Source organism: Methylophilus sp. DMC14 (genome assembly GCF_056314085.1).
Genome location: NZ_JBQUZA010000007.1, coordinates 34,095 through 56,013, shown reverse-complemented (window position 1 = coordinate 56,013; position 21,919 = coordinate 34,095). Strand labels below are relative to the sequence as shown.

The window sequence follows — 21,919 nt, the reverse complement described above, 5'->3', positions numbered from 1 at the left end:
AATTGCTAATGATATTCACAGCTAATCATTTGTCGAAGCATTTTAGGGAGAGAAAAGATGTTGCTCAAAAAGTTGGATGAAGAATTGAATTTGCAGCAGGCTGCTTTACGGATACGTAGTCAGCGCCAAGAGTTACTTGCTTCTAACATTGCAAATGCCGATACACCACAATATAAAGCGAAAGACATAGATTTTAAAGCGGCAATGCAATCTGCGATGCAGCAAATGTCAGGTAAAAATCCAACAGGCCAACATGCAGGCCTGTTGCAGCAGACTAATGAATCACATTTAAACGCGGTGAAAACCAATTCGGGAGATACCCTATACCGTTCTTTAGTACAAGGCTCTGTAGATGGTAATACGGTAGACATGGATGTTGAACGAAATGCCTATGTGGACAATGGAATTCGCTATGAAGCCGGGTTAACTTTTGTGACGGACAAACTTAAAGAAGTGATGGCTGCAATTAATGGCAATGGCTCGTAAGTTTGCCGCTAACCATAAGATAAAGGGATAACATAAATGGCTAATGTGCCCTCTCTCAAAATACATCCGGAAGCAATATTTGCCATACTAGCTGCCATTTTATTTGGTTTGGCGACGCCTGTCGCCAAGCTTCTAATTGGTGATGTTTCACCACAAATGTTGGCTGGATTATTGTATTCAGGGAGTGGGATTGGCCTATTACTCCTATATGCGCTAATTCGCTTGTTTAAACAAAATAATAGTGAACACCTCTCTATACAGGCATCAGATCTATCCTGGCTATCAGGGGGTATTTTATTTGGTGGCGTACTTGCACCTTTGTTGCTTATGCAGGGTTTGCGCGCTACACCCGCCTCTATGGCGTCACTATTACTTAATCTGGAAAGTGTTTTCACTGCGCTGATGGCCTGGCTCATATTCAAGGAGCACTTTGATCGGCGAATTTTGATTGGGATGACTTGCATTTTGGTGGGCAGCCTATTGTTATCATGGCCTAAACAGCTCAGTTCAGCTTTTCCATTTGACACCTTGGCCATCGTGGGTGCCTGCGCTTGCTGGGCGATTGATAATAACCTTACCAGGAAGATTGCAGCAAATGATGCCCTTCTAATTGCTTGTATCAAAGGGTTAGTGGCTGGTTTGATTAATCTGGGAATTGCATTAAGCCTTGGTAATGCTTTACCTGTCTTTACCGTAGGTATGAGTGCCGCCGCGATAGGCTTTCTCAGCTATGGGGTTAGTCTCGTATTATTTGTTATGTCTTTGCGGCTCATTGGCACTGCCAGAACAGGAGCATATTTTTCTGTTGCTCCATTTGTTGGTGTAGCTTGCTCTTTTCTATTGCTTCATGAGCAACCTGATACCTTGTTCTGGTTGGCTACCTGTTTAATGCTGATTGGAGTTTGGCTCCATTTAACCGAGCATCATGCTCATCTGCATCATCACGAAGAATTACTACATCAACATAGTCATTTTCACGATGAACACCATCATCACACTCATGAGTTCGATTGGGATGGAGGCGAACCACATGTGCACCCACATGAGCATAAGAACTTAAGTCATAGTCACCCGCATTTTCCAGATATGCATCATCAACATAAGCACTAATTTCTAGATCAAATAGTACGATAATGTGAAATGCTACCCTGAACTCAATCCAAATATTGGACTTCACCGCTTTAATAGGCGATTATGATATTCAATTTCAAGCCAACTTGACTGAACGAAGTAAACCCAATATTTTTCTGATAACAACTGACCCATAGTATATAGTGGCTTGACCACTCTGACCTTTGGGGGAAAGCCAGCGAACGCTAGTTTTTTCATTTTTAGCTGCCTGCCTTGGCTAAGATTATAATTTTTCAAATAGGAGATCTCATTCCATTGTGCACTTCTTGTCACCATGCGGCCCACAACGGAGGCGTTGTTTGATCTAGCTTAAAGCCTAAACTGACCTGATTCTTTAATTTAGAATAAAATCAGTTGACCTTCCAATTGTTGGAAGCTTTAGACTGATTTATATCTAATACAAGTTTCGGATTATGAGCATGCCTAAAAAGACTTTAAGTGATGCCATTCAAAATATCTCCCTACCCATCGAAGGGATGACATGTGCCAGTTGCGTGGGGCGTGTTGAAGCCGCCTTAACAAAAGTTCCTGGGGTAAAAAATGTCTCAGTTAACCTCACAACCGAGCGAGCGACGATTCAAGCTACCGAAGGTGTTGATCCCACTGCCTTGATCGAAGCTGTTCATAAAACTGGTTATGAAGTTCCAACATCCAAGATAGAACTCAATGTGATTGGCATGACCTGTGCGTCATGTGTTGGTCGTGTTGAGAAAGCCCTCAGATCTGTACCGGGAGTTTTTGAAGCAACAGTTAACTTGGCCACTGAGCGTGCATCAATTATTGGTTCTGTCGGCCCCGCAGAATTGATTTCCGCGATTGAGCGTATTGGTTACGAAGCTAAGATCATTGACTCTCTATCCTCCTTACAAGGTGTAGCCGAGAGTCAAAAAGAAGTTGAACTGCTCAAATTGAAGCGAGACCTCATACTGGCAGCAGCACTGTCGTTACCAGTATTTCTCATGGAAATGGGTGCGCATTTGATACCAGGTGTGCACGAGTTAATTATGGACACTATCGGCATGAAACCTAGTTGGTACATGCAGTTTGTGTTGACTGCTCTGGTACTGGCTTTCCCTGGTAGACGCTTTTACCAGAAAGGCTTTCCTGCGCTACTTAGGCTTGCCCCTGACATGAACTCACTCGTCGCGGTAGGTACTGCTGCGGCCTTTGGATATTCCATCGTCGCGACCTTCGCCTCCGGACTGTTACCGGAAGGAACTGTCAATGTCTATTATGAGGCGGCTGCAGTCATCGTCGTTTTGATATTACTTGGCCGTTTTTTGGAGGCACGTGCCAAGGGGCGTACTTCCGAAGCAATCAAGCGCCTAGCAAAAATGCAGGTCAAAGAAGCGCATGTCATGCGTAATCATCGCTTTTGGGATGTTCCGATCAATGAAGTGGTCCTTAATGATGTACTCGAAGTACGACCTGGTGAAAGAGTGCCGGTAGACGGGGTCGTCACCAATGGTAAAAGCTTCGTTGATGAATCGATGATCACTGGAGAACCCATCCCTGTTGAGAAAATTCTAGGTAGTTCCGTAGTAGGTGGTACGGTCAATCAGAACGGGATGTTGGAGATGCGTGCCACAGCAGTTGGCAATCAAACCATGCTGGCTCAAATCATACGTATGGTGGAACAGGCACAAGGGTCTAAACTACCAATACAGGCGCTCGTAGATAAAGTGACCATGTGGTTTGTACCTGCTGTCATGGGCGCAGCATTGCTCACATTTATCAGCTGGATGATCTTTGGTCCATCTCCTGCGTTGACCTTCGCACTAGTAAATGCAGTCTCCGTGTTGATCATTGCGTGTCCGTGTGCCATGGGGCTAGCCACACCAACTTCAATCATGGTTGGAACGGGGCGAGGTGCCGAGCTAGGCGTATTGTTTAGAAGAGGCGAAGCATTACAGTTACTCAAGGATGCCAAGGTCGTTGCAGTTGACAAGACCGGTACGCTAACAGAGGGACGGCCAGTGCTGACCGACCTTGACGTTGCGGAGGGCTTTGAGCGTGACAGCCTTTTAGCAAAAGTCGGGGCGGTTGAATCTAAATCTGAGCATCCGATTGCCCGCGCTATTGTGGCCGCTGCTACTGAAAATGGACAATCGCTACCGTCTTTAACAGACTTTGAGTCTGTGACCGGCATGGGCGTAAGGGCACTTGTGGAGGGGAGTCTCGTTGAAGTGGGCGCTGATCGATTCATGCGACAACTGGGGTTAGATTTGAAAGTCTTTGCGCAAACTGCTGAGCGATTAGGTCAAGAAGGTAAGTCACCCTTATACGCCGCTATTAATGGTCAGCTAGCTGGCATTATTGCAGTCGCCGACCCTATAAAAACTTCGACACCGGGAGCGATTGCCGCACTGCATCAGTTAGGTCTCAAAGTGGCTATGATTACTGGGGATAATGCCAAGACCGCGCACGCAATCGCCCGCCAGCTTGGCATTGATGAAGTGATTGCTGAGGTCATGCCAGAGGGAAAAGTTAACGCTGTACGCCGCTTGAAAGCGACTTACGGGCAGATCGCTTTTGTAGGGGATGGCATCAATGATGCCCCCGCTTTGGCAGAAGCAGATGTAGGCCTGGCAATCGGGACCGGTACAGATATCGCTGTAGAGTCAGCAGATGTCGTCTTGATGTCTGGCAATCTGCAAGGCGTGCCAGATGCGATTGCTTTATCCAAAGCTACAATAGGCAATATTCATCAAAACCTGTTCTGGGCATTTGCCTATAACACGGTTTTGATTCCGGTAGCTGCAGGTGCGCTTTATCCTGCCTGGGGTTTATTACTTTCACCAGTATTTGCTGCAGCAGCAATGGCCTTGTCGAGCGTGTTCGTTTTAGGTAACGCCTTGCGCTTACGCACATTCAAGCCATCATTCGTCGAATTAAACAGCCGTTAAAATTAATGGCTAAATAATGCTTGACCTTACCATTATTGGAACCTTTAAGCTTGTATCACTACCAATTACTCTTTAAGGAGTTGATGATGGAGTTTCATATTGAAAACATGACCTGCGGTGGATGTGCAAGAGGTGTCACAAGCGCAATCAAAGCAATCGATCCAGAAGCAAGCATTACAACGGATCCCCCAACCAGGACAGTCAAGGTTGAAACCAGCGTCGCAAAAGATGAGATCGTTGCAGCGCTTGTTGATGCAGGGTTTCCACCTGCGAGTGAATAACGCTCTTCTGCCTGCTGAGCTAGATCAGCAGGCTTTTTTGTTTATCATTTGGGTATGAACGATGAGTTTATTTAACATTGGACAAGCCGCTAAGGCGTCAGGCATATCGACCAAAATGATCCGACATTATGAAAGCGTTGGTTTATTGCCTGCTGCTTCAAGAACCTTTTCTGGATATCGTCAATATTCTGAAAAAGAGATCCATACGCTGAGTTTTATTCGACACTCCCGCGACTTAGGCTTTTCTATCAAGCAAATTGAGGAATTATTAAGCTTATGGCAAGACCCGCATCGGCCAAGCAGTAAAGTGAAAGAATTGGCAAATGCCCATGTTGAGGCCTTAGACCAAAAGATTCAAAGCCTGATGTCGATTAAGTCAGAGCTACAAAAGCTTGTACATTGCTGTCATGGAGATGATCGCCCAGAGTGCCCCATCTTGGAGCAACTTGCGCTTAATCAAACATAGGATATTTCATAACAGGAAAATTTCAGTTTGGCACTGAATCATTTTTAATTTAGGGGTATCATAAGCTCATCGTGAGAAAGCTCATTCAAATCTTCGCTATTTGGCTCATCGCAATCATTCTACCGGTGCAGGGAATTGCAGCGGTCAGCATGATGAATTGCGAGAAGCCACAAAGCCAGCACAGTCATGAAGGTGTAAGTGGTCATAGCCATGAACATCACGAAGGTGCTGTGGAGAGTCATGCTCACAAACATCAAGATGATACTAAACACGCTTGTAACCATTGCTCCAAATGTTCAGTCTGTTGCTCAGGTTTCGCCTTTGCAACTTCGAGTGATGGGCTGAAGCATCATTTGATTGTTGCAGGTACAGCCATCGGTTTTATCGTTCCAGATTTCACTAGCCACATATCCTCCGGTCCTGAGCGACCTCCGCGCTTTACCCTCATTAGTATGTTATTGGCTAAAGTCCTATCAGGTCTTTAGCCACTACACTTATGCTTTTGCCTGCTTGCGGCAAGCAAAAGAATGAGTTTCCAATAGATGTTGGGAATTCTAAATGAGAGGTTTATATGAAATTTCCTACCTTAAAGAGAGTCAGGCTTGCCTCCCTCTATCAATACTTATTGTGTCTTGCAATGACATTAGCATTGGGTATTAGCGCATCATTTGCGGAAGAAAGCTCCGCGCCTTACCAGTCCACGTTTGAAGATTACAAGGCGACAAATAGTGACAATCAAACAGATTGGACATCACTAGACTCTTCGATTGCAGACCAAGGACATCAAATGTCGGGGATGCAGCACTCCTCTGATCAACCAATGAATCATGAAGCGATGGGACATAGTATCTCTCATGGCGATACGCATGCTTCACATGACTCAAAGTCTCAGATCCCCCCCATGGATCACGGCAATATGAAAGGCATGGACCATCACAGCATGCCGGGAATGGACCATAGCAAAATGCATGACATGAATAGTCAGGCTGAGGATATGGGCGGCAGTATGGCGAGCATGGATCACAAATCATCTTCCCCTGAAATGTCGGGACACATACACGACCATGCAATGATGAACCATGCGGGTATGGATCATCACGCCATGCAAAATATGAATCATTCAGAAGGTGATAGTGAAGAGGTTGTATCAACGCCCCATGAGCATGGAAATGCGGTGGGTGAACTTGCGGAAGAAGATCACTCAAGCCATATCCATGAGCCTTCAGAAGCTGCTAAACCAGTAGCGCCCTCAGAACACACCGGCTTCCAAATTATTCCAAACCTGCATCCGGCAGTGGTGCATTTCCCAATTGCATTGACTATGGTGGCTTTCATTTTAGGCCTTGCTGCCCGCCTGTTCCGCCAATCTGCATCATCCACGGCATTGGCCGCCGCAGGATATTACGCATTGATGCTAGCCGGTGTAAGTGCTGTGGCTGCCGTTGGTTTTGGTTGGCTGGCATTCAACTCAACCATGAATCACGATGACGCTGGCCATGCTGCCATGTTGTTGCATCGAGCCTGGGCAATCCCTACTGCTGTTGGATTGGTGCTCCTTGCAATCTGGCACTCGTTGAAATCCCGTCAGGACAGCCCGATGTCTATTCCTGTATTAGTTTGCCTGGCGGGTTTATCCCTGTCTGTCGCGGCAACGGCATGGCTGGGTGGTGAAGTAGTTTATCGTCATGGCATTGGTGTTCTATCTTTACCTGCATCTGGTGGCCATCATCATGCGGGACACCATCATGGGGAAGCAATTGACTCAGCAATACCGTCTCAAGACAGTCATTCAGATCATCAACATGAATCATCTGAAGGGAGTGCACATGAGCACTAATATTGTAAATCTCAGAGCACGCAGTGTCATTCTTGTTGCCGTAAGCTTGTTATTAGGTGGGTGCGCGACCTTCTCAAAAGATGGCGGCATGGATGAAGTACAAAAACAAACTCAACCGCACCTGAAGCAAGCGTATGAATGGGCTAAGACAGAGGAGTCTAAAAAGTCCCTGCAGGACAAGACACAGGCATTGCTGGCACAACCTTTGGATGTAGAAGGTGCCGTACAGGTCGCTCTTTATAACAACAAGGGACTACAGGCTTCATTCTACGAGCTGGGAATCTCCGAAGCAGATCTTGTCCAGGCAGGCCGCTTGCCTAATCCGCGCTTCTCTATGCTTTATGCACGGAATGGTGGTGAGTATAAGATTGAGCAGGCATTCACGTTCAACGTCTTCTCATTGATCACGATGCCTAAAGCTGTAGAGGTTGAGAAAAGACGTTTTGCCCAGACACAAGCCTCTACTGCTATTGAGGTCCTGAAGCTTGCCTATCAGACACGTACAGCTTATTTCAATGCGGTTGCCGCGACTGAATTGGCGAGATATAGCGCACAAGTGAAAGAGTCTGCAGAGGCCAGTGCTGTGTTGGCTAAACGTCTGCATGAAACTGGCAACTGGAATCGTTTGGAGCAGTCACGTGAGCAAAGCTTCTATGCAGATGCCGCACTCGAATATGCTAATGCGAAGAATGCTGAGGTTAGGGCATATGAGGCTTTGGCCAGGCAATTAGGTGTGAAAGCTGCACAACTCAAAATCCAATCTCGATTACCTGACCTGCCTAAGTCTCTTTCAGAGTTACAGGCCTTTGAACAGAACGCCTACGAACAACGGTTGGACCTGCTGGTTAAGCGCTCTGAAATGGATGCTTTGGCTAAGCAGCTAGGACTGACCAAAACCACGCGGTTCATCAATGTGATCGAGTTAGGCCCGGCAAGAGTATTGGAAGGCAGAAGAAGCGAGCCATACAAGAAAGGTATCGATATCGCTTTCGAGATCCCGTTGTTTGACTGGGGTCAGGCCAAGGTGCCGCGAGCAGAGTCCATTTATATGCAATCCGTACAGGAAACTGCACAGTTGGTGACTAATGCGCAATCTGAGATACGCGAGCGGTATAACACCTATCGCACCAAACATGATGTCACACGCCACATTCGCGATGAGATTGTGCCATTACGCAAACGCATACTGTACGAAGATCAATTACGCTATAACGGCATGCTCACAAGCCCATTTGAATTATTTGGCGATGCCAGGGCGCAAGTGCAAAGCGTCAAAGGCTATATCGAATCATTACGTGACTTTTGGTTAGCTGATGCTGAATTGCAAGCTACTTTAGTCGCCAGTCCTCGTTTGATGGAAGGTCAATAAGATGACAACTATGGATAGAAGAAACTTTTTTAAATATGCTGGACTAGGCATGGCTGGCGTTGCCGTTAGTGCGGTCAGCAAGGTTGCATTAGCTGCTATTCCGGAAATCATTACCTCTGAGGTGGCTAATACACAAGAGCCACTTTACCCAGATACAGGACGCCCATATCAGCCGGTAGTCACTTTGAATGGCTGGAGCCTTCCCTGGAAGATGAACAATGGTGTCAAAGAATTTCACCTTGTTGCGGAGCCTGTCGTAAGAGAGATTGCACCGGGTATGAAAGCAAATCTCTGGGGCTACAATGGTCAAAGCCCGGGCCCAACCATTGAAGTCGTTGAAGGTGATCGCGTCCGTATCTTTGTGACAAACCGCTTGCCCGAGAAAACCAGTGTTCACTGGCATGGTCAGCGCTTGCCTAATGGTATGGATGGTGTCAGTGGATTAACGCAACCGGCTATTGAGCCTGGCAAAACCTTTGTTTATGAGTTCGAGGCCAAACGACCAGGCACGTTTATGTATCACCCTCACGCGGATGAAATGCTGCAAATGGCTATGGGCATGATGGGCAGTTGGATTACTCACCCCAAGAACCCGAAGTTTATGCCTGTGGATCGTGATTTTGTATTTCTGCTTAATGCCTATGACATCGAGCCTGGCAGCTTCACCCCTAAAGTGAACACCATGCTCGATTTCAACTTATGGACTTGGAACAGTCGCGCATTCCCAGGCATTGATCCTCTCGTTGTTCGTAAAAATGATCGTGTACGCATCCGCGTAGGGAACCTGACCATGACGAATCATCCCATCCATTTACATGGGCATGAGTTCGAAGTCACAGGGACAGATGGTGGTTGGGTGCCAAAAACCGCACGTTGGCCAGAAGTAACGACTGATGTTGCCGTTGGTCAAATGCGTGCCATTGAGTTTGTTGCAAACGAGCCTGGCGATTGGGCATTTCACTGTCACAAAAGCCATCACACCATGAATGCCATGGGGCACAGTTTCCCCACCATGATAGGTGTGAAACAGGGTGATCTGATGAAAAAGATCACCAACCTCGTCCCTGACTACATGCCTATGGGTGAAACGGGCATGTCTGAAATGACTGATATGTCTGAGATGATGGATATGCCATTACCTAAAAATACATTGCCAATGATGATGGGCAACGGACAATTTGGATCACTTGAGATGGGTGGAATGTTCACGACAGTGAAAGTGAGAGACGGACTTGCCCGAAATGACTATAAAAATCCTGGTGATTATAAACATCCAAGCGGCACGGTAGCACATATAGTTGAAGTGGATCTAACTAAGATTGAACGTCAAAAGCCTCACGTTGACGGTGAGTTGGAGGTCAATGTCAGGAAGCCGATTAACCATTCTGGTCATTAGTGAAGTGATCGGCCTCTGGCCTTAACTAAAACAAAAACGGCTTGCACATTTGCAAGTCGTTTTTGTTATTTACTCCAATGGCCTAGTACCCATTCCCATTGGTGCGTTCCATAATTCCAACGCCAATGTGCTTTAACCCATTTTGTTTTACCGAGCGGGCGTACCGTTTGTAAATTTTGTAATCGATCCGGTGGTTTTGGTGGCTTAGGAGGTTTGGGTGCCTTAATTTTAAAAGTAGCCATATACCCTCCAAATTAATGACAGTGATATGTACCCGTTTGGCGATCATGATGACAGCCATTTTTATCTGTACCGCCAGAGTGAGCATGGGCAAGGCTTGAGCAAACAATAATGAGTACAGCAATAATCCCCTTCATAGCAAAACTCCCTTTTTGAACATGTTTAATGTGTTTCAAGTTGAAGAAGCATGAACAGCTAGTTACTTAAGTAGGTTCTATAGAACCTTGCAGCATAATAAAGATTTGAGTCTTTAACTGCAATAAAACATATTTAGCAGGAGTTATATGGGCTGATCATTAGAACTGGAACGACTGCTCAAAATGAATGCAATACACAATGTGGAGTTTACTGGCCAGTTTTGACTTTCATATAAGGATACGAGTCTCTACTGACAACATGCGCTTTACGTACACATACCCTCCCAAACTTGTTTGAATAATAATATCCACCTGGTCTCCATCTTAGGAAACCTGGCCAATTTCGTGGTTTGATATGAACAGCTAGCAGATGTAGTAATGCATGCGTGTGAGCTGGGATGTTCTTTTTATCAACTACAGTGAAAACTTCGTGGTCATTTTCAGTCTTGGTTTTAATAGCATAATGAATTCGGTAACGTTCGACTGGCCTAATATTTCGATTTGTATTTCGTAAATTAGAGAAAATACCGGAATCATCTTTTTCTTTGAAATATAGATTTGCAAAACAATTTAAGTATTGGGTTGCATTAAGCGAGTCTACATCCATAGTTGATTTTATCGATGTCCAGTTGTTTTTACTTTTAATGCTATAAACAGAGTCATCGTAAAACATACAACAGACTTTAGGGGACAGTGGGAGTAAACAAATCAGTCCAGCTGCATTCAAGCCATAACTTCGCTCATCAAATCGCCTACTGTCAGCAAAACGGTTGACCATCACAGCTGGATCATCAGATGTGATAAATGGTGTATCAGTCTTGTTCTCTATTAGCACTATTTTTAGATCATCAAGCGAATACATATAATCTGCAAAGGTCTGCATTGAGATTTGTACTGCCTGCTTAATTTCTATAGCAACAGACATTCCTGGATCCCCAAGCAATCCATTTGCCTCATTAGTCATTTGAGCCATACGAATTGATGCAGCTTCCGTCCTATGATGTTGTAGCAGCCAGAATCTGAAAAGAATGCTGGATGCGTCCGTATTCAAAACGAAGCCAGGTTGAAGTAGGTGCGGCAGTAGACTGGCGTAAAGGCGTTCGACTTGCTGAATGGCTCTTTCTAGGTTGTCATCTTTTCCATAGAAATAATCTCTTGAACATTGGTTTTTCAAAGCGGAATCAAATATCGCTTTGTCTCGGTCAATGTTATATAAGCTTATTGTTTTACCCTCATTCTGGGAAAATGGCCGAAGGTAGCAACGAGGTACAAAATGTTGATTTTTATTGGACGCCATAAGAAAGTCACCTGCAACTAGAGTTTTCTGCTAATGGCAGCATTTGCCGTTTTTGTAGCCAACTCTAAAGTCAGTAATTGTTACTTTTAAACGTAAGCTAGCCCGATCCACTGGTTTTAGCTATAACTACAACTGTGCCAGCCAACTTATCCTGCTAGCCTTGTTTTGCGCCTATCAAATTCAATCCAAAACAACCCTAATCCTAGTGCAGCTCCAGACAAGTAATATGCAAGGTATCGGATGATTGCTTGCCAGATAGTCATTGTGTTGTCACTTTTGGCGTCAATTACTCTTGCTGATATTGCTATTCCGGTGTGGTTTTTTTCAGCCAAAACAGTATGCTGGCCACAGCAGGGCATAAATGAGATATAACTAAATCCATTGGCCCTTTTGGCAAGTCGACTTAATCCAATCAAATATTATAGTAAGGCTTGATTTAAACCTGTAAGGTCATAATCGACTATTGTCATTTACTGAGTGTATTGTCATTGGAAAAGTGTATTCTGAGTTTGAGTCCGCACTCTTTTTACTTTCTTCATAGGTAATCGCAGTGGTTAAGTAGATTAACGCGCTCCTAGCAAGCTTTAATAATCTAATACTTTCTTCAACCAACTCTATATCACTGACAGGGAAACTTAATTCCTTTCCTTTAGTTTTACGTTCTTGAGCGGGATTGTTTAAATAGTGATCATGGACCCGCAAGTACTTATGAGCAATATGATTGCGGATATCAGTTAGAGTCTTGGCTTCAGGGCTAATCAATTGCACATCTTTTGATCGGTAATATAAATCTTTGCTCAACCAAAATAAGCCCTGCAGAGGCTTATTTTCTGAAATCAAAAATTGCTCCCGGATTTTAGTTAAACCTCTGTCCTCAAACCATACTGACTGAAAGCTTAAGTTTCTAACGGGTATCTCAAGTTTCCAGTAATCATTCACCAAGTATGCAATTTTGTCGAAAATAGCAAAGATTGAAAGGAACGACATTTTTAGTCTTTCAACCCATAATCTGTAATACCTGTAATCAAGAGCGTCATACAGTTTTACACATCTATCTGAAAAATGTAGCGGTTTATCTTTTTCTTGTATTGCTTCGAAAATTAAAAACCTTGCAGAAACGTACTCTTGCTTGAGCTGATTGAAAATAGCATATGGGGCAGGTAAATAAACATCCTCTTCCAAGATGTCTTGAACCATATTGGGCAAGGTTAGAGTATCTTCTAATGAGGTCCAGTCTCTAGAAACGTCATTCAAGAAATCAAGATAGAGTTGATTCTCAACGCACCACTTTCTATATGTTTTTTCTTTCTTGGTACGCCCTTTACGATAGGCTGGCAGGGGAATTTCAACTTTGTTCCAATCCCAGTCTCCAAAGGTGTTTATGTGGTCAGCTAAAGCAGACATCTCATTTCTCGCCTGTTTCTCTACACCAATTTCCAAAGCTGATTTGAGCAATTTATAGCTTTCTTGGAGAAATATGGCTTGAACGTAACCTTTGCTGGCATATCTTGCATATTCGAACATTGTTGAAGCTTTATTTCCCATTGCCATTGGGAAATATGGATAGCTTATTAATGTTTGATCCCAAAGCTGAATGGCTTCTACGAATCTGCCAATATTGTTTAAAGCATTTGCAAGATTGGTGGTTATCCGAGATTTGAGGTCTGTTCGAATTTCTTCATCAGTAAGTTCGCCTAAGTCAGAAAGCGCTAATCTTAAATGTAGAATTTCCTTTTCTCGGTGGTGTTGATCGCCTAACCAGTTTTGTTTTTGTTTTACAGATCGTCTTATCCCGGAGTGGGCATTGGCGATAAAGTAGTTTAGGGTAGCGCATTCCACTGGAGAGAGAGGCTTTAGATTAATTTTGCCAATCTCATCAAGTGTTTCGTTGAGAGTCTCGTGATCATTTCTATCACAAGCTAAATCAATTTTAGATGCTAACTTTCTAATGTCACTCATATCACTCTCAACGTTAAATTAGGGCTGCCTATTTGAAATACTCCATAAGCAGTTTTATCAGATGAGAAAAAACTAAAAGAAGAAATCCAAATGCATAGATTGGTCCCTTCGATGCCTTAGCCAAACCATAGCAGAATGGGAATCGCAAGAATATATTGATGAGGCTGAGATGGTTTTTTAAGAGTCCCGAAAATTACCAAATAACTTTAGAACATGTTTATCTTAATCAGCACTTTTCTGTTCTGGTAGATAAGCATCAGAAATCAGAAACAGCGCTGAAAATAATTGAAGCAGAGTAATACAAGTATTGACTATTGGGAGTGACATCTTGATGTGATTTAGTAATGTTCGGATATTAGTTATGAAATGCCAAAATAATCCTAAGTCGAGTTTTTCCCTGAATGTTTAGACCGTTTGAAGATAATTTGCATTGACTATGATTTATTATTAAAAAATGGCTATTTTTTGTCCATAGCTTAAATAAAAAATTAATAACAAAATAAGAGAGATATATGTATCTAAAGCACATTCGAGCCAATAATTTTCGAGCATTTGGAGATGGTAAAAAGGCTCCTGCACTGGATTGGGCTTTAAGGCCTGGTCTTAATATTTTGGTGGGTGAAAACGATGCTGGCAAAACAACAATAGTCGATGCTATAAGGCAAATACTTCTTACTACCAGTTACGAAAACATCCGGCTCTATGAACATGATTTTCATATACATGGAACAGAACGTGCGACTAGCCTTTGGATTGAGGCTACTTTATGTGATCTATCGAGCGAACAACAAGCTAGTGTTCTTGAATGGTTAACTCATGAGAGCGATGGATCTTGTTCACTAATTATCCACCTCAGTGCAAGGTGGATTCCTCCACAGCCAAACAAACGCGCGCGAGTTGAGTTTTCTGTACGTGCAGGGAAAGAGGGAATTGGCCAAGAAATAGGCAGCACAGTTCGTGAGCTAATCCGTGCAACCTATCTGCGACCATTAAGGGATGCTGAAGCGGAGCTGCGCCCCGGCAGACAATCCCGCTTGTCGCAAATACTTGCAGCACACAAAAATATTGATGGACAGGAAGTCAACGACTTCCAAACAGCCAATCCTAATGACGTTCCAAAGAATATTGTAGGTTTAATGGCATTTTCTCAGCACCATATTGGTGAGCATACAGTGATCAAAAGCGTTGAACAGGACATCAACCAAAACTATTTAGAAGAGTTTTCATTTGAGAGTGAAAAGTTGCAGTCTCGGATTCGTATCACTCCAGATTTATCACTGACACCAATCTTGGAAAAATTTGAATTAGCTTTGTTGCCAGGAGGTGATGTGGATCCAAATGCCAGATGTGCTCGCGGGTTGGGATATAACAATGCGTTATTTATGGCAACTGAACTAGTTTTGCTGAGAGAAGGTGATGATCTTGCGCTGTTATTAATTGAAGAGCCTGAAGCTCATTTGCACCCGCAATTGCAATATAGAGTAATGGACTTGCTTGAAAATCACTCTAAAACCAAAGAAACTGATGAAAGACAAGTACAAGTAGTGATGACTACTCACAGCCCATCATTAGTTTCCCATACAGACATAGAGAACATGACCTTAGTGCATAAGGCTCAGACCTTCCCGTTATCCGCTGGCAATACTAAACTGAAAAAAACTGACTACTCATTCTTACGTAGATTTATAGAAGCGACGAAAGCCAATCTCTTCTTTGCAAGAGGGGTCATGATGGTGGAAGGTCCGGCTGAAGCTATCCTACTTCCAACCTTAGCAGAAGTCTGTGATCGCTCATTGTCCAAACATGGTGTTTCACTGGTAAATGTAGGTCATACGGGGCTTTTTCACTATGCTCGAATTTTGCAGGTTGAAGGTGCTGGACCAGAGCTAAAAATTCCTGTGGTCTGCTTAACTGATCGAGATATTGTTCCTGAATCGGCTAAAACATTTGTTTCTGCCCCCGGGGAAGGAAAGAAACGTTTCACTTCTGATTATAACGAAGAAGAGCTTGCAAAGTTTTTACTAGACAAGAGTAATCGGGCGCAGGGAGGCAGCACTATCGTGTGTATTTCCGACAAATGGACGCTTGAATATGATCTCGCTTATTTTGGGTGCGCAAAACTCATGTATTACGCCATCCAGCTCGGAAGGAAAGCTAAAACTAAAGGTGAAAGGTTAGAGGATGCTGATGAAACTAAAGCCAAGGAAGCAGCAAAAGAATCTTGGGAGGAATTAGAAACCAAAGGTTTGACTGAGGAGGAGTTGGCAAATCAAATCTTCAAGCCTCTGTACAATAAAGAAGCTTCGAAGGCAATCGTAGCCCAATATGCTGCAGAGCTTTTGTTGTCTGGTGAGTTTGGTTCTGGTGATGAACTTTTCAATCGCCTTCCGCCGTATCTAAAAAAGGCATTCATACATCTAACCGGGGATAAAAGTAAACCAGCAACAAAAACCGAGACAACGGCGGTGAATTAAATTATGTCAGTTATTGATTTAAACACTGCTGATCTTTTGTGGTTAAAGGAAGTCAGTCCAGATTTGGACTTTAGCGATACTGAGAGACAAGAAGCTATTCTAGAAACAACTTCACGGGACTTCAATGCCGTCCCAGGAAGTGGTAAAACATCACTGCTTGCAGCAAAACTTTTACTAATTGCAAGAAAATGGAATCAGCAGAAGAAGGGGCTCTGCGTACTCAGTCATACAAACGTTGCTCGAGAAGAAATCACTAGGCGTTTAAAATTAAATGCCGACGGCCAAAAACTTTTAACCTACCCACATTATATCGGGACGATTCACGGCTTTGTGAACCAATATATAGCTTTACCGGCACTCCGAAGTGCGGGCATCAAAGTTGAGATTATTGATGACGATGCATTTGCAAAAAAAGCGCAGAAACTTCTTCAGCAATACAAATTTAAGACACTACGGGGTTGGCTAAAATACCAGGAAAATGCAGACGAATTAATCAATACACTCTACTTTAAAGGTAGTGAATTGGAAATATCGACCGAAAGTGGAACTCTGACCAACGCTACCACTCCATCTGGGAAACAAGTACGAGAACTGAAATATTCACTTTTAGACGCAGGAATCTTTCGGCACCGAGATATGTTTGCCTTTGCTGAGAGCGCTTTAAAAAGTAACCCGAATCTTCTGGACGTAATTTTCCGACGTTTTCCACTAGTATTTATTGATGAGATGCAAGATACCTCCTGGGCACAGGAAAGTATTCTAAATAGCATCTTTGAAAACAAATCCACTGTTCAACGATTTGGAGATATTGATCAGAAAATCCTCACGGACGATGAAGGCATTGTTAATTGCACATTCCCCCGGGCAGGTCATAAAGTAATTAGTACTAGTAAACGATTTGGCAACAAAATTGCTGAAGCAGTAGCCAGTGTTCGCTTATCCCAGCTTCCTGTGATTGGAGAAGCAAATCAAGAAATGCCGCCAGTATTATTGCTATATAAGACTGCTGACGTTGAGAAAGTGCTAACCAAATTTGGTCAGTTAGTAATTGATCGTTTTACTGACCTAGAGTTGGAGAAAAAATCAGTCCGTGGCATGTGCACGCGTAAAGTCGGAAGTGGAGACGTGGTTCCTGGACGACACTTAGGTGATTACTGGCCCGCGTTTGCGCAAACTCAGACGGGGGCAACTAATTCAAATGATAATTTCTGGCAGGCTCTCTTGCCCCCACCTAACCACAATAATGAATCTATTCTTTTCGGAAGGGTAGCTCAAGTTCGACGAGCAATATTGCTAATCATGCGGGAAGCCGGCTCTCCAATCGTTGAGAGCATCAGAGATAGTAATGCTTTAATAAAGGCAGTCACTGAGCAAACTGGAACTGCATTACCCATACATCTATTAGTTCAAGATCTTATACTAAAACCTGATTTATATGCCACTCCTGCAGCGCGCGATGTTTTGATAGATTACATTTATACGCGTTTAAAATCTTATCTTCCAACGGGAACTCTGCTTCAATCCTTCAAAAATCTGTCCACATTTGATCAGGCCTTTTTCTTGTTAAACCCAGCACAACTTCCAAATCTTTGTGCAGTTTCTCATATGGGTCGAGATATAAATTACACAATAGGGACAGTGGCAAGCATGAAGGGTGAAACCCACATTGCCTCGTTAGTAATGGAATCTTATGGTGGTAATAGTAAGAAGTTTGATTTGGAAATGGCACTTCCATATGTTGCAGGGATTAAGAAAAATCCAGCTAGCCTTAGTAAATTGCAGCGAGGTCAACTCAGGAATTTGTATGTTGCAATGTCTCGCCCAACGCACTTTCTCTGTCTTGCAGTGAATGAGACACGTATAGCCCCACAAACCTTGAGTGCTTTAATTGAAAAAGGGTGGGTAGTAGAGCAATAAGCCGACAGGATGGTTTAACAAAATCACTATGGCTTCAACAACAACGTGAGGTAAGAAGCTTTATGCGATGCTCAATAACCTCACTATTGGCTATTTATGAATATCAAGTTCACGCTTAACTTTTTGCTAACGAGCAATGGGCAGAATGACCAAACTGAGGATAACCGGTAGCTGTTTTTGTGGGTATTCTGCAGAATCTACAAGCCGGTTAATTCGCTTCTGAATTCACCTTCAATGCCACGAGCGTGTAGGAGTTGTTGTTTTTAAAACCCTCATTGAGGGCTTTATTATTCTCTAAAATGTTATAACTCACAGAAAATCACGGGTTTATCGAGGGGGCTGATTTAACCTAGTTTCGACTTTGTGTTTAACCACAAGTCTTAGACAGAGAAAGGATACGAAATTGGGTCATGGTATTGGTATCCAATAACTTCGAAATCATCTACTGTTACCCATGTTTCCAGGTCTTCTAAAGTTTTTATATTTGGATTTATTTTTAGTGTTGGGGAGTCAAATGGTTCACGTTTTAATTGTACATTTTGCATTAGATCTAATTGATCTTCATATATGTGTGCATTAACGATTTTATGATAGGCCTTACCGGGCTTGTGGCCAGTGATTTGAGCCATAATTGCTAAGAAAAAATATACCTGAACCATGTTGAAATTCAGTCCTAATGGAACATCGCAGCTTCTTTGAGTGCTATTGAGGTACAGTGTGTCTCCAAGTAACGAGAAGTGATGACTATACATACATGGGCGCAAACAACCCATATGAAAAGCTCCTGGATGATAAAAAGTATAGATTTCACCGCGATCATCTAAACCAGCTCTTAAGTCGTTGTATATCTTTCTAAGGAGGTCTATGCTACCGCCGTCTGGTTTAGGGAAATTCCGTCCTATTTTTCCGTAAATAAATCCACAATCATCCTCTCCTTTTCTGAAAGGTGAGGAAAGCCAAGCACTATTCTCATTAGCGTTTGCATCCCATGTTTTCGTACCGATGGCTCTAAACTGCGCAGCATTGTCATAGCCGCGAATATAGCCGAGCATTTCAGCAATTGCGGATTTGTAATAGCTTTTTCGAGTGGTTATTAAAGGAAACTTTCCTTCATCAACGTCATAAGTTAAGTCCGCATTAATTAATGTAAGGCATCTTTTGCCTGTACGTTCATTTTGCACCCAAACCCCATTGTCAATAATATTTTTTGCCAAGTCTAAATATTGCTTCATTTGAAAACCTTAAGGGGAAGTTGCTGATTTAAATTAAGAGGCCTATCGCCAGGTTGATCATTATACCAACTCTGGAATTCTCAACATTTACGGCAGAAATTATAGAATCATTATTTCAAATTTGAATAGGAATTATAAGAGTCTATGTTTTGTACAATTTTTATATATTTTGTACAATGATAGTCTGATGAGTTGGTATTGATATGTGTATGTAATGAACACATTCATGGTGGTTAGAATTTCCTCGGCGTGCCGTTTAACATTGCCTCATATGCTTTGCTCACCATGATGGTGGCGCAGGTATGCGACCTGCAAGTGGGCGATTTTGTGCATACGCTGGGCGATGCCCATATCTACAGCAACCATATGGAGCAAGTGAAAGAGCAACTTGCACGCACACCACGTGCCTTGCCTAACATGCGCATTAACCCGGCAGTCAACGATATTTTTGGCTTTAAATTTGAAGATTTTACGCTAGAAAACTACGATCCTTATCCTGCCATCAAGGCGCCAGTTGCGGTCTAAAGGTGCGGGTGTGGGGCGTGAAATGGTTGATTTAAACCATTTTGTTAATAAGGTGTAATATTTGCAAAACCCCTGTTTGTTTTTGATATCCTTTGCATCGTTATGAATGTGTCAAGAAGCGTCCCTAGCGCTGTCTGGCATGTTGAGTTCATGACTTAAACTTAGGAGATCATTATGCAAATTAAAGCCTCATTCATCATTGCCGCTGTATGCGGTGTATTGTCAGCTCCAGCATTTGCTGACCATGAAACTATCAAACCAAAAGCCTACGACAGCCTGGGTAAGTGCGTAAAAGCAGCCTTGTCTGTACATGATGGCAAAATTGTAAAAGTCGAAGCCAAGTCTGAGCGTAAGCAATTGGTATACGAGTTTGATGTGCAGTCTAAAGACGGCACCGCTTGGGATATCGAATGCAGTGCCAAAACAGGTAAAGTCACAGAAGTAGAGCAAGAAGTGACTGCGGATGACGAGAAATTCAAAGCCTTGGCTAAAGTTTCAGAAGCCGATGCCAAAGCCACTGCTTTGGCTGCGCATGCTGGTAAAGTGGTTGAAGTAGAGTATGAGCTGGAGCCAGATGGCAAAGCTTCTTACGAGTTCGATATCCTTGAAGCAGACAACGAAGAAGTCAAAGTCGAAGTTGATGCGACGACCGGTAAGATTGTAGAAACCAGCTACGAAGTTTACCAAATCGGTCAAGAGTAATTGGGCTGTGGTTTGCCTCTCCGTGAGGTAAATCTAGTCTCAAAGACAGAATAAAAAAGGCAGCGCAATTGCGCTGCCTTTTTTATTCTGCATGAGATCAATATGCAAGTTTGGGAGTGGCTACCCCGATACCGGCGGATATGCAGTCTGCTGGTATCGGTCCTAGTGATAGCTCACTCCCGGCTGGATTTTAGCATTTCTCGTGCCAACTTTATAAAATTAATTTAACCCAATGTTTTAAAAATCTATTTTTAGAGTAAATGGGATTTTTTCCATCATTGTGGTGGTTGTGTGTAGCCGATTTTGCCATTGTTTGGTTCATTGCAACCGGTTTGGTGCGTTGCTATGCGCGCATGGTTACGCCATGGTGCGATGTATCGTGGTCACCAGTTTTTTATACTCTCCTCGCTTAATCAGGTCACTTTGCGCCAGCATATTCAATAGCAACGGAGATTGTGAGTGCGCGTCCATCTCATTCAAAAATTTGTCGGTGAATCCCAGATTGCTCGCCACATAGCAAATGTTGAACATCTCGCAAAACGTACCATACAAGCTGCCAAGGAGCAGGCTGCGTGCGTACTTTGCTGCCAGTGGTGGTTGGTGTTCCAGGCCCAGGGGTAGGCGGCTGCGCTGGTCATCAATGAGTAGCAGGCCATAATCAGACAGTTTTTGTGCAATCAGTGCTTGCTCTGCTTCCAACTGGTCTGGCGATACAATCTTGCTGCTGTCACACCACACTGCGGATACCGGAAAATTGATGCAGTATTTTTCAACCTGATCAATAAACTGTTGTGTCTGGTTGCATGCCATTTCAGGCAGTTGCATGACCGGAATGCCCTGTTTTTTTAATGCGCGCTCCAGACCTGTTCCGACCGCGGCATCAATCAATACATAACCATGGGCGGCATCCAGATTGCATAGGATCGCCTGTTGCAGGCCATGTCGCGCGCCACAGGCAATATGTTCCGGCGGCACCAGATAGCGCCGTTCGTGTGCCAGCAAATTTGCCAGCAAATGCTTGAGGTGATGCAAGCCCGTGACATCGTAATCTGCTTGCCGCAATTTGTGCAGATGCAATGCCGCCCGGCGCAGGTGATGTATACTGCTTTTCTGGATCAGGCTTTCGATGTTGCTGGTTTCGCTGAGTGGCGCGGGCGATGATAGGCTCAGGTCAGTTATCGCTTTGTCTGCCGTGCTGGCACGCTTGGCAGTCTCGGCCACAAAAGTGCCGCGCTTGGGTTGGGTGTAGATCAGCCCTTGCGCAGAGAGCTCTTCGTAAACGCGAGAAACCGTTTTACGGTTGATCCCCAGGCGTTGCGCAATGTCGCGTGAGCTGGGCAAGGGGCTGCCGCCTAACCAGTCACCCGCTTCTATCATCGACCTGAAGTGGTCTATGAGTTGCTGATGTATGGATGAAGGGGAATCTTTATCTAATACCAGTGAGTAATACCAGGGTCTCAGCACGTCTACGTTTGCCTTATGTTCAAGAAAAGGGTGCCTGCACATCACATCGGGCACGCTTACCTGAAGGGCACACTAGGACATGGCCTTCCGTTAACAGATG

The 21,919-nt window shown here is 43.8% G+C and carries 18 protein-coding genes and 1 pseudogene; 13 read left to right on the top strand and 6 right to left on the bottom strand.

Annotated elements, in window-relative coordinates:
- The first annotated feature begins 57 nt into the window (after positions 1–57).
- The 9 genes from flgB (at position 58) to ACT53C_RS12835 (ending at position 9,872) form a co-directional block, all read left to right on the top strand.
- Positions 58–486 carry a flagellar basal body rod protein FlgB gene (flgB, locus tag ACT53C_RS12875; RefSeq protein WP_194741769.1) on the top strand — a complete coding sequence of 143 codons (429 nt, stop codon included), beginning with the start codon at positions 58–60 and terminating at the stop codon, positions 484–486.
- A gap of 36 nt (positions 487–522) precedes the next feature.
- Positions 523–1,596, top strand: a complete 1,074-nt coding sequence (locus tag ACT53C_RS12870) for a DMT family transporter (protein WP_194741770.1) — start codon at positions 523–525, stop codon at positions 1,594–1,596.
- A gap of 440 nt (positions 1,597–2,036) precedes the next feature.
- Complete coding sequence (locus ACT53C_RS12865) at positions 2,037–4,523, top strand: heavy metal translocating P-type ATPase (RefSeq protein WP_476146645.1); 2,487 nt, start codon at positions 2,037–2,039, stop codon at positions 4,521–4,523.
- Between the two features lie 20 nt (positions 4,524–4,543).
- The gene (locus tag ACT53C_RS12860) at positions 4,544–4,804 is read left to right on the top strand and encodes a heavy-metal-associated domain-containing protein (RefSeq protein WP_255520513.1); all 261 of its coding nucleotides are present in this window, start codon (positions 4,544–4,546) and stop codon (positions 4,802–4,804) included.
- Positions 4,805–4,865: 61 nt separating this feature from the next.
- Entirely contained in the window at positions 4,866–5,270 is a 405-nt protein-coding gene (gene cueR, locus ACT53C_RS12855) for a Cu(I)-responsive transcriptional regulator (protein WP_194753419.1), read from the top strand.
- A gap of 71 nt (positions 5,271–5,341) precedes the next feature.
- Positions 5,342–5,755 (top strand): hypothetical protein, encoded by a 414-nt coding sequence (locus ACT53C_RS12850; protein WP_194753420.1) that lies wholly within the window; start codon positions 5,342–5,344, stop codon positions 5,753–5,755.
- An 86-nt stretch (positions 5,756–5,841) separates the two neighbouring features.
- A complete protein-coding gene (locus ACT53C_RS12845; RefSeq protein ID WP_194753421.1) occupies positions 5,842–7,107 on the top strand; it encodes a DUF2231 domain-containing protein in 1,266 nt (421 codons plus the stop codon).
- Positions 7,001–8,476: a TolC family protein gene (locus ACT53C_RS12840; protein WP_476146792.1), complete on the top strand. Its 1,476-nt coding sequence runs from the start codon at positions 7,001–7,003 to the stop codon at positions 8,474–8,476. The genes ACT53C_RS12845 and ACT53C_RS12840 overlap by 107 nt, the downstream gene beginning before the upstream one ends.
- A 1-nt stretch (position 8,477) precedes the next feature.
- Entirely contained in the window at positions 8,478–9,872 is a 1,395-nt protein-coding gene (locus tag ACT53C_RS12835) for a multicopper oxidase family protein (protein ID WP_194753422.1), read from the top strand.
- Positions 9,873–9,937: 65 nt separating this feature from the next.
- Here the strand turns inward: ACT53C_RS12835 and ACT53C_RS12830 are convergent, their stop codons facing one another.
- The 4 genes from ACT53C_RS12830 to ACT53C_RS12815 all read right to left on the bottom strand — a co-directional run bounded on the left by ACT53C_RS12830 (position 9,938) and on the right by ACT53C_RS12815 (position 13,505).
- Positions 9,938–10,114 (bottom strand): hypothetical protein, encoded by a 177-nt coding sequence (locus ACT53C_RS12830; RefSeq protein WP_194741778.1) that lies wholly within the window; start codon positions 10,112–10,114, stop codon positions 9,938–9,940.
- Between the two features lie 12 nt (positions 10,115–10,126).
- A complete protein-coding gene (locus tag ACT53C_RS12825; RefSeq protein ID WP_194741779.1) occupies positions 10,127–10,249 on the bottom strand; it encodes a YHYH domain-containing protein in 123 nt (40 codons plus the stop codon).
- A 208-nt stretch (positions 10,250–10,457) separates the two neighbouring features.
- The gene (locus ACT53C_RS12820; RefSeq protein WP_194741780.1) at positions 10,458–11,546 is read right to left on the bottom strand and encodes a DUF4238 domain-containing protein; all 1,089 of its coding nucleotides are present in this window, start codon (positions 11,544–11,546) and stop codon (positions 10,458–10,460) included.
- 450 nt (positions 11,547–11,996) lie between these two features.
- Positions 11,997–13,505 carry an LA2681 family HEPN domain-containing protein gene (locus ACT53C_RS12815; RefSeq protein ID WP_194741781.1) on the bottom strand — a complete coding sequence of 503 codons (1,509 nt, stop codon included), beginning with the start codon at positions 13,503–13,505 and terminating at the stop codon, positions 11,997–11,999.
- A 512-nt stretch (positions 13,506–14,017) separates the two neighbouring features.
- Here ACT53C_RS12815 and ACT53C_RS12810 point away from each other — a divergent pair.
- Positions 14,018–15,979 (top strand): ATP-dependent nuclease, encoded by a 1,962-nt coding sequence (locus ACT53C_RS12810; RefSeq protein ID WP_194741782.1) that lies wholly within the window; start codon positions 14,018–14,020, stop codon positions 15,977–15,979.
- 3 nt (positions 15,980–15,982) lie between these two features.
- A complete protein-coding gene (locus ACT53C_RS12805) occupies positions 15,983–17,896 on the top strand; it encodes a UvrD-helicase domain-containing protein (protein WP_194741783.1) in 1,914 nt (637 codons plus the stop codon).
- Positions 17,897–18,276: 380 nt separating this feature from the next.
- Here the strand turns inward: ACT53C_RS12805 and ACT53C_RS12800 are convergent, their stop codons facing one another.
- Positions 18,277–19,128, bottom strand: coding sequence for a thymidylate synthase (locus tag ACT53C_RS12800; protein WP_194741784.1), 852 nt, complete (start codon positions 19,126–19,128; stop codon positions 18,277–18,279).
- Between the two features lie 240 nt (positions 19,129–19,368).
- Here ACT53C_RS12800 and thyA point away from each other — a divergent pair.
- Both thyA and ACT53C_RS12790 read left to right on the top strand, forming a co-directional pair.
- A pseudogene (gene thyA / locus ACT53C_RS12795) lies at positions 19,369–19,653 on the top strand (thymidylate synthase); the annotation flags it as partial.
- A gap of 174 nt (positions 19,654–19,827) precedes the next feature.
- Positions 19,828–20,355, top strand: coding sequence for a PepSY domain-containing protein (locus tag ACT53C_RS12790; RefSeq protein ID WP_194747819.1), 528 nt, complete (start codon positions 19,828–19,830; stop codon positions 20,353–20,355).
- 357 nt (positions 20,356–20,712) lie between these two features.
- Here the strand turns inward: ACT53C_RS12790 and ACT53C_RS12785 are convergent, their stop codons facing one another.
- Positions 20,713–21,819 (bottom strand): GntR family transcriptional regulator, encoded by a 1,107-nt coding sequence (locus ACT53C_RS12785; protein WP_476146636.1) that lies wholly within the window; start codon positions 21,817–21,819, stop codon positions 20,713–20,715.
- Between the last annotated feature and the right edge of the window lie 100 nt (positions 21,820–21,919).